The organism is Pseudoalteromonas obscura (assembly GCF_030135505.1).
GTDB classification, from domain to species: domain Bacteria; phylum Pseudomonadota; class Gammaproteobacteria; order Enterobacterales; family Alteromonadaceae; genus Pseudoalteromonas; species Pseudoalteromonas obscura.
This window is the reverse complement of the sequence record NZ_JASJUT010000001.1, coordinates 180,540-192,816: the sequence shown is the minus strand read 5'-3', so window position 1 is coordinate 192,816 and position 12,277 is coordinate 180,540. Positions and strand designations below refer to the sequence as shown.

The following is a 12,277-nucleotide window of genomic DNA, read 5'->3' as shown; positions in this document are numbered from 1 at the left end:
AGGAGATACTTTGAAATTACTTTGAATATTTCAATAGCTCTGACAATTTTGATGTAGTGACTAAAATATTTTCACTTGCTGCGTCAATCTCTTGAATGGTGTTTTGTATTAATTCATTCAGTCTGAGGTTTTGTTCATTCGGGATGTTTAAAGACTGTAAATGCTCGGTGATTTTATAAGTCATGATGGTGAGCAATCTATTTGTATCGTTTTGATAGTCAGATATATTGAAACATAGCTCATCAAGCTTTCTAGAAAGGTCGCACGATGTTGGTGTTTTTTCCTCTAAGGCAGAAAGCGCGATTATTTTTGCATTCATCGCTTGAGCTATGTCTGAAACGGAATGTTTAATTTCCTTAAAGCTTAGGCTTTCGCACTCTATATTTTTGATTAAAAAGGAAACTTGCTCTTCGTTTACGAGCATTCTGTTCGCGAATTCATGTACTTGCCCTGTATGTCGAAGTATCTGAAAGATTTCTTCTTCGATTGGTGTTGGGCGAATATGGTCATCGCGTAAGCATTTAACATTGGGTAGCCTGAAACAAATTGATGTCTGTAAACCAAAATTTGACATTAATGAAAAAAACGCATCGGCAATATTCTGCAGGTTGGTACAACCAGATAAATAGTTGTAAAAGTGCATAATTTGGTTACATAGCGGCGCTTGTGTATTGTAGTGATTGAGAGAGTAGGTGTTTTTTAGAGGTTCTTCACGCAACTTTTGCTTGGTGATATGACGTTGAATGCTTGATGCGATTTTATGCTTGAGCTCTTCTATTTCAAAAGGCTTGCCTAAAAAGTCTGCTGCACCTAGTTCATAAGCTTTTAGTTTTTGTGCTATGTCAGTTTCACCCGAGACAAATATTATCTCGACATCCGTTAGTTCTCGTTTTGGTTGGTTGAGTTCATTGCAGAGTTCTATTCCCGAAATATCTGGCAAATGTAGATCGAGTATAATTGCCTGCGGGTTTAATGTGTTCACTGCCCCGAGCGCATCCCGTGCACATGTAAAAAAATGCACATCGAAGTGGGTGTTTAATACCTCCCTGTAGAGATTTAAATACTCTAAATCGTCTTCTACAATCATGACTTTGCCTGCTAACTGTTTCATAGAGATACCTCGAAGGGAGTATGGTTGTATAGGACGTTGCTTATGAAAACGTTTGTATCGTTAACATTTATAGCGTCCATATGTGTCTATACTTTGTCTAACATGTTTCTGAAATATCTCTGTACACAAAATTGATTAAATGAGGAAGCTTAGTGCACTCTTTACTCCTCATTGAGGATGATGAACAACTGGCCGAGGTGACTTGCGCATACTTGGAATTAACTGGATTCAAGGTAGATGTGGTCAACAGTGCAAAAACTTGTTGGGATGTTTTACAAACAAAAAGCTACGCGCTAATGATACTCGATTTAGGTTTACCAGACGAAGATGGTTTAGTTTTGCTGCGCAAATTGAAAAGCAATAATATTTCGACACCTATCATTATTTCATCTGGCCGGGGAAGTGATGAAGATAGAATTGCTGGTTTAGAGTTCGGTGCCAGTGACTATCTAGCAAAACCGTATACGGTTAAGGAGTTGTTGTTACGAATTAACCTCTTAATTGACGCAACTTCTATGCAGGCCATAACAAAGGGATTAATGTATCTTGCGGACAAAAAGCTAGATATCGACAATCAAATGTTATTGGCACACTCCGGTGAAGAGATCGAATTGACATACCATGAACAAGCAGTTCTGTTTTTGCTGGCAAAAAACGCGCCGCGCACATATTCGCGAGAGGAGATAATAGATGCGACTCGACTAGGTGAAGGCCCTGAATCTATCCGGGCTGTCGATACAATTATTTGCAGATTAAGGAAAAAAATCGAAATTAACCCAAGAAAACCTCAAGTAATAAAAACAAAAGTGGGCGTTGGATATAAAATCATTGTTAACGCACGCATATAGCCGTTGGGAGCTTCAACTTCATCCTCTAGCTATAAATTTTAGGGTGATCAGAGTCTTTTTAAAAATAGGACTGAGAGCTTATTTGTTGTCACTGTATTTTAAGCTTTAGTTTACTAGTTTGTACAAAGTGTTTTAAGTCAAATTGAAGCCAGTTACATCCTATCTTATTCGGTCTACAATTTATTGAGTTAATAAAAGGTGGATAGAGCTTTGGGTTATAGTTTAAAAAGTGTTCTTTTGATTTTTATGATTTTTAGCCTTGTCGCAGCAGGCGTGAACCTATCTATCATAGTGAGTAGTCATGCAAATAAAAATGAACATGAATATTGGTTAATACATACGTATGAAGTTATCGATTTAATTAGCCAGCTCAAAGTACATGTTAAAAATGCAGAAACGGGTCAGCGAGGGTTTTTGCTCACTCAAAATATGGATTACCTAGAACCGTTTAGAAAGGGAACAAATTTAAGCTTAAGCACTTTTGAGGTATTAGTGCGCAAAACGGCTGACAATCCGACACAACAAAAACGGCTCGCTGAGCTCGATGTCATTCTTAATAAAAAGTTTTCAGAACTAGAGCAAACAATCGAGCTATTACAGCATGCTACGAAGCAAGAAGCCGTTGATTTAGTAAAAACTGACTTAGGTAAACACCTAATGGAAGAGATAGAGTTGGTTCTGTTTGCTTTTGAACAAGAGGAAAGAAATTTACTTAGTAAACGCACAAGAGAATATCAAGATGCGAAAAGATTACTCTCTTCGTCCATCGTGATGTTAGAGCTTGTGTATGCCATTTTGATAATTTGGTTAATCTATTCAATTTGGTATAAAGTTCTTAAACCGATAAGTGTGCTGGTATCGTATATAAAACACTATCCAGAGGTAACCAAGTTTGAAATAGCTCAGCAAGACAATTGTGAAGAGGTAAGTGAGTTGGCGCGCGGCATTAAAAGTCGTTGCTCAGAATCTGAAGCAGTGATCTCGACGCTTCAAAAAAGCGAAAAAGAGGCAGTTGAAAAACAGCGACTAAACCTTCGGGGAGTAGCTGAATACAATGATGCAATCAAAACTTCGTTACAAAGCCTATTTGCAGCGCTGCACAAGCATAAAACTGACGGTTTGGGTTCGATTAGCAAGCAAGAAATTGAAAGTATGGTTAGGTTAGTGAACCAGCTCTTAGACTTGACGAAGGACCTTGATATTTACTTAAAAACAAGTCGCCAAAATTCCAATTGAGTTAGAAAAGCAAAACTGCTTTTCCCGTTACCCACCAAGGGTTATACAGAATCGCAATAGTAGTCAGAGTTAAATACCCATCGCAATGCGCAATGACCGCTTATTAGATAATTAAGATTTTAATCAAGATATCAAAGTTGGTGTTTTGGACTGTTAAACTGCTCAAGTATTTCTTGTAAGTCTGATTCGATCCCATAGCCAGCCTCCATCAATGTATCAGCTTTGTTTTGAGCGTTGGTTATCAAAGACAGTAGCTGGGTTTCTGTTTGCTGGGAAAGTTCATGGCCCAGTTCAAAAGACGCAAATAGCTGATTTAGCTCAGTCTCAAGGTGTTCTATGATCTCGACGATACCGGTTTTTATCACGGCATTTTGGTTTTTATAAGTGTCAAGGGTATTACCTAGGCTAATCTCCGTCTTTATTCTTAAAATACAACTCTCAATTCCATCCATTAAATAAGCGAGATAGTCTTTCATAACGCCACTGCGACTGTCATTGCGTGGCATGTTTTTGATCAACAAACTACAATATTGCCAATTAAACGCAGCTCGACTGCTACCGAACTCCATGATGCGCTGGGCATTTTTAAGAGAACTAAGTAAGCTAACGTCGATATTGTTAAACACTTTGTTGTCGAAAAAGACAATCTCTTCTCGGTTTACTCTAAAAACCAGCGAGGTACGTAGCCCAAAAGAGCGAGTTGTTTCAAAAATGGCACTGGCAAGTTGGCTATATGTTCTACATTGCTGGGTTTGTTTATAAAACTGAATGATTGTTCCAAGGGATGCTATGTCAGAAAGCGCTTGAATCGCGATATCTTCTGCGTCATTGCAAGACTGTTGTGCATACGAAAGAAGTGTATTAATTTTTTTAATTAGTTCGGTAGGCTCTGCAGGCTTTGCAATAAAGTCATTTCCTCCAGAATCATAAGCTTTTAACCTTTCTTCTATTGAGCACAAATTTGAAAGAAAAAGAATGGGCATTTGGTGTCCTGCTTGACGAATTAAGTAAGTTGCTTCGTAGCCACTTATGCCTGGCATTTGTATGTCCATTACGATTAAATCAGGTTGGTGCTTCTCTAAGTAGCTTAAGGCAAGTTCGCCGCTGGCAGCTGTTTCAACATCAAAATAATTTGATAAAGTATTTACTTGGTATTCGAGGGCAAAATCGTCGTCATCGACGATAAGTATTTTGTTCATATAGTCACCATGATTGTTTGTCATTTAGCCAGATAATGAGATCGTCTAAAGGCATAGGTTTAGACACTAAGTACCCCTGAGCTAAATCACATTGTAGGCTTTTCGCGAGATCCCAATCAGCCGCTGTTTCTACTCCCTCTGCAACAACTAACATATTCAACGTTTTAGCTAGATTAACACTCGACTCTATAATAGCTTTACTTGTGTTGTTGTTTGTGGCGTCGCAAATAAATTGTCTGTCGATTTTCAATTCAGTGAAGGGGATTTTCTTTAATTGCTCCAAGCTCGAATATCCAGTTCCAAAGTCATCAATGCTTAATCCAAACCCTTTTAACCTGAGGCGCAATAACACATCTAACGTTGAAATAAGGTTTTGTATTAATCGACTTTCTGTTAGTTCTAGTGTGATACTGCTGCAAGGAATATCATGCATGTTAGCGAGATCTTCTATTTGTTCCGGCAAATCGATAGCACATAGACTGTCAGTTGATAGGTTTATGGATATATTCAGATGACGACCAAGAATGTTGGCTAGCTCTTTAGATTGAGGTAAAGCTTGGCGAAATATACTGCGTGTGATGGCATCTATCATGCCTGACTCTTCGGCTAGAGAGATAAATGCAGCAGGGTTAATCGTGCCTCTTTCCGGGTGTACCCATCTGGCAAGCACTTCAACAGATTTGACTTGCTTAGTTGTAAATGCAACTTGAGGTTGATAGAAAGGCACAATCTCATCATTGGCGATCGCTACTTTTAATTCTTCCAAGCTAATTTTGTCTTTAACTTGCAAAGTATTAGGCTGTGATTCTGTAAAAAGCTTCTGAAGTTTTTGGGTCAATACGTCTATTGTAATTGGTTTAGGTATCGCGCCCAATACTTTAATATGTTGAGCTCCAGCCAGAGTTGCCGTAGTGTCTAATATACGTTGATCTTGTGCACTTAAAAGTAAAACAGCCCCCTTAAAATGATATTCAGAAAGGTGCCTGAGTACTTCCACGCCGTCCATGTCAGGCATGATTAAATCAATAATAATTAGATCGAAGCTTTCTCCGTTTTGAATTCTTTCAACGGCATGTTTACCAGTAGATTCCGTCTTGACATTATGAACACCGAGCTGACCAAACTCGTGTTTAAGCATGTCATGAATGAAGTCGTCATCGTCGATCACAAGAACACTGAGCGTTTTTAGTTGATTTTTAAGAGTCAATTATCAGTGTTCCTATTAAATGTTGGTTTGGCTTGTTGCAAAACAGGCGATATGTCTACGGCAAGTATCATTAAGACTAGGACACAGCACTTGATTTTTCCAAATTGCCGAAAATAAGTCAGGTGTGATTTCGTTGGTCTACACTAGTTTTAAACATCAGGGTATTACGGCAAGTAGACTTTTGAAACGGTGTTTGTTGACGCCAGAAACGAGGGCATGGGTGAAAAGATATGAAAACTAAGTATTTTTTATTGTCTTTACTTATTTTCACTATGGTAATTCAACTTGGCTGTTCTGATTTTGATAAAAAAACAATTAGAGTGGGCTCGAACGTATGGCCCGGTTATGAAACTTTACATCTTGCTAAGCATCTAGGGCATATTCCACACAATATAAAATTAATTGAGTTAATGTCCGCCACTGATGTCATGGAGGCTTTTCGTTTAGGGCGGCTTGAGATAGCTGCACTGACACTGGATGAAGCCATGACGCTTGTATCTGAAGGTATAAATCTAAAGATCTTTTTGGTTATGGATGTGTCACATGGAGGCGACATGGTTATCTCACGATCAACAATTTCTGACCTATCGGAGTTAAAAGGGAAAACAATAGCGTATGAGCAAACTGCATTGGGAGCACTGATGCTCCATGAAGCAATGCAGGCTGGAGGGTTAAATATTGACGATGTAAAGCTTGTTCACTTAAAAATTCACCAACAAATAGAAGCATTTAAGGATGGCTCCATAGATGCAGTGATTACGTTTGAACCTGTTGCAACTAAATTACTTCAACTTGATAGTAACGTTATTTTTGATAGTTCAAAAATACCAAATATGATCGTTGATGTGTTAGTTGCTAGAGACAATACACTTAAAGAGCACAGTCAATTAATTAAAATATTGGTTAACGGACAATCTGAAGCCTTAAAAGCAATAGATGAAAAGAGATATGAAAGTTTGGAAGTTATGTCGCAACGTATGGGCATATCCAAAGAGGAACTCAATACTGCAATGGCAGGTATTCACTACCCGAGTATGCAAGAAAATCAACAGCTACTGGAGCGGGGAGGGACGTTAAATAAAACCATTAAACGTTTAAATCGCATCTTGCATGAAGCAAGTATAATTCCCAAGCCTGTAGACGCAAAAATCTTGATTGATGACACATATGTGAAGCCATGAAAATTCCGATTTCAACAAACTCAATAATCATTTGGGTCCCATTATTTACAGCCTTGATATTTGTCATTTCTATCGCCACAGGGGCAAGCTTAACTTACTTGGGGAGCTTAAAAGTCGCACAAGAGAACAGCCTATCGCAAATCAGCTATATATTACTCTCTTTAAAAAATAAGGCTGAACAAGAAGTGTTTAGAGAAGGTGGGAATGTACTAAATCATGAAGCCTCGATCATAGGCACTATTCCAGCCGTAAATGATGTTGCGGTGACCGATGATGCGGGGGTTGTGTGGGCTTCGAATCACTACAGTATGAGAGGGAAACTGTTAACTGATAGTGCCTCTTTTTTAACAGATGAAGACTTGAAAAATACTCAAATGCATAAATCCATACAGATGCATTATTCGCCAGACAAGGAAGTTGTAGAAGCCACACTGAGTTTTATTTGGCCATCCAATAGAGAGGTAAGGTCTAGTCGCAGAGGCATAATTTACTTGAAATATGATTTTAGTTACGACAGATTTCACCTTTCTGAGTTTGTGTCAAACCAACTCATGTTTATCGGTTTATTAGGGTTGATGGTTATAGTACTTATGATGGTGCTGTTGCGTAATTTTTTTGTTGACCCTATCAAACAGCTTATCTTTCAAGCCACAGCACTTGCAGAGGGGGACTACAGCAAACAAATTGAAGTGCAAGGGGCAAAAGAGATACAAATGCTAGCGAAAGCTTTTATCCAAATGCGGTCAGCAGTATCGTTACATATTGGAGAGTTGGATGAAATAAGGGCACAGCTTGAAAAACGGGTTCAACAGAGAACTTTCGAGCTGAACAACGCAAATTTAAATTACAAATATGCACAAAACATGGCTATGTTAGGCCATTGGTCTCTCGAATTGTCAAGCGGTATTTGTGAGTATTCTAATGAAGCAAAGCGCATTCTCGGTTTAGATGAACCCGATACAACTGGTTATGCAGAGTGGTTATTTGGCGGCATAGAAAATATACATGAAGAAAAACGCGAATTGTTGCAAAACCTCCTAAACCCAAAGAAAGATTGCCGAGACTTTAACTACAGCATTAAAGTTAAAGGCGATTTACGCTATATACGCCTCGTTGCAGAGCATGTGTATGATTCCCAAAGTAAGCAAACGAAAATTACAGGTATCGTTCAAGACGTTACCGAACTGAGACAAAAAGAACTTTCTCTATTAGAAAGTGAGGCTAAGATGCGGGCTATTGTAAATACCGCTGCAGATCCAATTATTGTCATCAACACAGAGGGAATTATTCAGGAGTTTAGCCCTTCTGCAAGTCGAGTTTTTGGCTTCAGTAAGGCAGAAGTCTTGGGCTCCAATCTAAAAATACTCATGCCAGAACCGACTCGAAGCGAACATGATGGGTTCCTTGCTAGCTATGCAAAGACGGGTATACGAAAAGTTATTGGAAATAAACGGGAAGTTATTGCTCAAAGAAAAAGTGGAGAAAAATTTCCAATAGATTTGGCCGTCTCCGAGACTAAAATCGCTGGGAAGGCATATTACACCGCAATTATTAGAGATATAACGCAGCGAAAGGAAGCCGAGGAAGTGCTATTAGAAGCAATGAAAGCGGCGCAAAGTGCAACCGTTGCGAAGTCTACATTTTTGGCAAACATGTCCCACGAAATTCGCACACCTATGAATGCTATTGTAGGTTTGTGTAGCTTAATGTCAGGTACTCAACTGTCACAAAAGCAGCGTGGCTATTTAAATAAATTAACCCAATCATCAGATAATCTGCTCAATATTATCAATGATATTTTGGATATATCAAAGATTGAGTCCGGTAAACTTGAAATAGAAAAAACGTCGTTTCGTTTGGAAGATGTTGTTGAGTTAGCAAGCGATATTATTGCTTATAAGGCCCATGAAAAATGTATAGACTTTAGTGTGGATTTACCTAGCTCGATACCTACGGCTCTAGTAGGGGATCCTCTGCGTTTAGGGCAAATACTCATTAATTTGTTGGGCAATGCAGTGAAATTCACACCTAACGGGGGGGAAATTACCTTAGCGCTTAAGGCAAAGATAATATCGAAAGACGACGTTGCTATTGAAATATCAGTAACAGATACGGGAATTGGGGTCGCAAAAGAGCAACAGAGTAAGCTATTTTCAGTTTTTACTCAGGCTGATATTTCTACAACAAGGCAATTTGGAGGGACAGGCCTAGGGCTGGCAATTTGTAGCAACCTTGTGTCAATGATGGGGGGCGAGATTGATTTTGAAAGTGAGGAAGGAGTGGGCAGCCGTTTTTACTTTACTGTTAGCTTCTTACTTCAAAAGGGGGAGCCTTCGCCACGGGAACCAAAAGTAAAATCTATCGATAAAAGTTTGTATCTGAATAAAGCAAACTTGTTGAAAAACATTGAGGTATTGCTCGTTGAAGATAACGATATTAATTTGGAGATTGCTGTAGAGTTATTACAGGGAGTTGGTCTCAAAGTAGTTACAGCTACTAATGGAAGCGAAGCTATTAAAACGTTAAATCACAATCAAAATATTGGTTTGGTTATAATGGATTGCCAAATGCCGATTATGGATGGATATAAAGCAACTGAATTGATACGAAAAGACGAAAGGTTTAAGCAGCTCCCGATCATCGCGCTCACTGCGAATGTAATGACTGAAGACATTAAAAAAATTGAATCAAGCGGCATGGATGGCTATTTAGCAAAACCGCTTGATGTAGATAAACTTTTTAAACTTGTATTTGACGGACTGCGTCCGACAACTGAACAGCCAGCTGATAGCAATGCGGTCTTAGCAGAAATGACAGATTCACACATTAATTTTGAGCTAGGTCTTAGGCAAGTAAATGGTGATGTAGACTTTTTTAAAAAAATGATTGAAAAGTTTCGAGTAAAACAGTCTAACTTTGCACAGCGTCTGAAATGTCTAATTGAGCAAGCGGAATTTGAAGAAGCGAAGAGAGAAGCGCACACTTTGAAAGGTCAGGCTGCATACTTGGGATTTATGTCAGTTTCGAAACAGGCCGCTGTTTTAGAAGGGGAGTTGCCAAAAATACAAGGTTGGCTTGAAATTGAGCTAGATGTGACTAAAGCGGCCTCATTGATCACTCACTCAATCAATGAGGCTAATTCATATTTTACAGATTAAAAGCGATACTTTAGGTTTGCTGTAATTGTACGACGCTGGCCGTAGAAACAGTCACCGCGATATAAACAACTCGTTATTACAGTTTTGTCCGTCAAATTATCTATGTTCAAGCTTAATTCATAGTCGTTAAATTGATAGCCAACCATCATGTCATAGAGAGTAAAGCTGTCGGTAGTTAGTGCTTTGTGATAGTCAAAGCCACCGGCTGAGACAGAGCGGCTACCATCAAATGTTTTACCTACATAACGTATGCCAGCGCCAAACTTCAAGCCTTCCAATAAGTTATCTGCGCGATACGTTGCCCATACAGAAGCCAAATGCTCTGGCGTTGCAGATAAAGGAACGTCATCAGTACCAATTGCTAATACAGCTCCACCGATGATTGCTTGCTTTTGCGCAGGATCTTGCGTTTGTTGTGCGAGTAAACCTGCTTGTGTCATGATCTGATCAGCAGATAATGGAGTCGTATCTTGCTCTGATGTTGTATACGCATATGAAGCATAAATATCGAGGTTATCCCACTCTAGCTGCGCTTCTAATTCGAATCCGTCTACTGATACTTCACCATCTTGTACATGTTCAATGGGTGATATTTGGCGAACATGGTTTTTATCCGTGATATGGAAAACGCTAGCAGTGATTAAGTGTTCAGTGCCCTCCGGCTGGTATTTAACACCGTATTCGAACTGCTGACCTTCTTTTGGGTCATAACCGCCGCCTTGAGGCTTGGAACCATATAGCGGTTGGAAAGATTCCGAGTAGCTAGCATAAGGGGATAGCCCATTTTCGAATTGATAAAGTGCACCAACTCGCCCAGTTAAAGCACTCTGTGACTTTTCAACCTTAATCAACGAAGCAATGTCATCCACTTTTTCCCAGTTTGATTGCTCAACATCATCATGACGAAGAGCGGTATTTAAAATAAACCCTTGGTATTCAAATGTCGCTTGGATGTAACCACCAAGCTGAGTGTCAGTTTGCTCAGGCGCAATAACCGCTATTTCTTGCGGTAATGGGGCATTCTGGCCATAAACAGGATTGTAGAGATCTAATGGAGATGAGACTGCACCACGTAAGCGGCTAGTACGTGTTTCAGCATCTTGAAAATCAATCCCGGCTACGATATTGATTTCGATATCACTGAATTCAACATATTGATGAACTTGAATATCGCTTAAGAAGCTCTTTGATTCACCATCAGACATGCTAAAAATACGATTTACGCTGCGCTTATCGGCTTCAAACTTAGGTGGCCATGAAAAGATTGTACGGTATTCAGATGAGCTATCGCTGTAACGAGTTGACCAACGAACCTGAGTGTCATCAGATATACTGTGCTCTAAAATCGCTGTTAGGGCCATTTGCTCGGTATCGTATCTATCCCAACCAGGCTCACTGACAAAACGTTCACTTGGGATTTGGCCGTATTTGGCAGGTAGCAATGTTCCTTCGTGTGGGAAAAATTGAGTTGAAGAGCCAGACTCATTTTCTTGGAAATTAGTTAAAAGTGTAAAGCGCGTATCTTGGCTGATATCCCAAGCAAAACTTGGTGCAAACACCAAAGTGTTGTCTTCAACAAAATCTGTTTGAGTATCACTGTTGCGATATACACCAACAAAACGTGCTTGATATTGCTCATCTTGACCAAAGGCTGTGTTGTAGTCACCAGCAATTTGTGCTCGATCATAGTTGCCTAACTGCGCCCAAATTTCGCCTTGTGTCTCGCTGTGTGGACGTTTTGATACTGAGTTAATAATACCGCCAGTTGAACCTTGTCCGTACAATACAGAAGAAGGGCCTTTTAAAATTTCAACACGTTCCAACGTATAAGGGTTAGTACGAGTATTGTTGTAATGGCCAAATTGCATCTGAAGACCATCAATGTATGTTAATGGGTCTACACCGCGGATTTTGGACCAATCGCCACGAGTGTCTACGCCATAAGGACCATTATAAACACCAGCAACATAGCCAATCGCATCTTGTAATGTTTCTGCGCCTAAGTCAGAAATACGCTTTGATGTTAAAACTGACACAGAAACCGGGGTTTTTGTGATTGGTACATCTGATTTGGATGCACTGGCACTGACATAGGAAATAAGACCCTTAGGGCTTACTTCAATAACTTCTAATTCATTGCTCTTTTTTTGTGCGTCATCAGCAAGTGAAGCCCCAGAGAAGGCGATTGCGAGTGCTGAGACAAGCATTGGATATTTGGTTTTGAATGAGCGCATGATTTTCCCTAATTAAAAATAAACGCGCGAATATTATTGCAACTGAAAATGATTATCAATAATGTTGAGGTGTTTTTTCACTCAGATACATTTATGTAAAAAG

Annotated in this window: 8 protein-coding genes; 4 read left to right on the top strand and 4 right to left on the bottom strand. The window is 39.4% G+C overall.

The features are described from left to right. Window positions 1–16: 16 nt before the first annotated feature. Complete coding sequence (locus tag QNM18_RS00900) at window positions 17–1,111, bottom strand: response regulator (RefSeq protein WP_284136038.1); 1,095 nt, start codon at window positions 1,109–1,111, stop codon at window positions 17–19. A 152-nt stretch (window positions 1,112–1,263) separates the two neighbouring features. Between QNM18_RS00900 and QNM18_RS00895 the strand changes: the two genes are divergently transcribed. Both QNM18_RS00895 and QNM18_RS00890 read left to right on the top strand, forming a co-directional pair. Then, window positions 1,264–1,959, top strand: coding sequence for a response regulator transcription factor (locus QNM18_RS00895; RefSeq protein ID WP_211012207.1), 696 nt, complete (start codon window positions 1,264–1,266; stop codon window positions 1,957–1,959). Between the two features lie 246 nt (window positions 1,960–2,205). Next, window positions 2,206–3,195, top strand: coding sequence for a CHASE3 domain-containing protein (locus QNM18_RS00890; RefSeq protein ID WP_284136037.1), 990 nt, complete (start codon window positions 2,206–2,208; stop codon window positions 3,193–3,195). 131 nt (window positions 3,196–3,326) lie between these two features. On the opposite strand, the gene QNM18_RS00885 is transcribed toward QNM18_RS00890, so the two are convergent. Then, complete coding sequence (locus QNM18_RS00885; RefSeq protein ID WP_284136036.1) at window positions 3,327–4,394, bottom strand: response regulator; 1,068 nt, start codon at window positions 4,392–4,394, stop codon at window positions 3,327–3,329. A gap of 4 nt (window positions 4,395–4,398) precedes the next feature. Beyond that, on the bottom strand, window positions 4,399–5,601 hold the full coding sequence (locus QNM18_RS00880; RefSeq protein ID WP_284136035.1) for an EAL domain-containing response regulator: 1,203 nt from the start codon (window positions 5,599–5,601) through the stop codon (window positions 4,399–4,401). Between the two features lie 230 nt (window positions 5,602–5,831). On the opposite strand from QNM18_RS00880, the gene QNM18_RS00875 reads away from it, so the two are divergent. Together QNM18_RS00875 and QNM18_RS00870 are read left to right on the top strand one after the other, a co-directional pair. Next, a complete protein-coding gene (locus tag QNM18_RS00875) occupies window positions 5,832–6,782 on the top strand; it encodes an ABC transporter substrate-binding protein (protein ID WP_284136034.1) in 951 nt (316 codons plus the stop codon). Then, window positions 6,779–9,940: a PAS domain S-box protein gene (locus QNM18_RS00870; RefSeq protein WP_284136033.1), complete on the top strand. Its 3,162-nt coding sequence runs from the start codon at window positions 6,779–6,781 to the stop codon at window positions 9,938–9,940. Before QNM18_RS00875 ends, QNM18_RS00870 begins: the two co-directional genes overlap by 4 nt. Here the strand turns inward: QNM18_RS00870 and QNM18_RS00865 are convergent. Then, the gene (locus tag QNM18_RS00865; protein WP_284136032.1) at window positions 9,937–12,174 is read right to left on the bottom strand and encodes a TonB-dependent siderophore receptor; all 2,238 of its coding nucleotides are present in this window, start codon (window positions 12,172–12,174) and stop codon (window positions 9,937–9,939) included. The genes QNM18_RS00870 and QNM18_RS00865 overlap by 4 nt on opposite strands. Window positions 12,175–12,277 lie beyond the last annotated feature (103 nt).

What these genes read in the sequence shown, in the direction of transcription:
- QNM18_RS00885 (WP_284136036.1), bottom strand. Translation starts at nt 4,394, where the DNA reads ATGAACAAAATACTTATCGTCGATGACGACGATTTTGCCCTCGAATAC.
- QNM18_RS00890 (WP_284136037.1), top strand. Translation starts at nt 2,206, where the DNA reads ATGATTTTTAGCCTTGTCGCAGCAGGCGTGAACCTATCTATCATAGTG.
- QNM18_RS00875 (WP_284136034.1), top strand. Translation starts at nt 5,832, where the DNA reads ATGAAAACTAAGTATTTTTTATTGTCTTTACTTATTTTCACTATGGTA.
- QNM18_RS00865 (WP_284136032.1), bottom strand. Translation starts at nt 12,174, where the DNA reads ATGCGCTCATTCAAAACCAAATATCCAATGCTTGTCTCAGCACTCGCA.
- QNM18_RS00870 (WP_284136033.1), top strand. Translation starts at nt 6,779, where the DNA reads ATGAAAATTCCGATTTCAACAAACTCAATAATCATTTGGGTCCCATTA.
- QNM18_RS00900 (WP_284136038.1), bottom strand. Translation starts at nt 1,111, where the DNA reads ATGAAACAGTTAGCAGGCAAAGTCATGATTGTAGAAGACGATTTAGAG.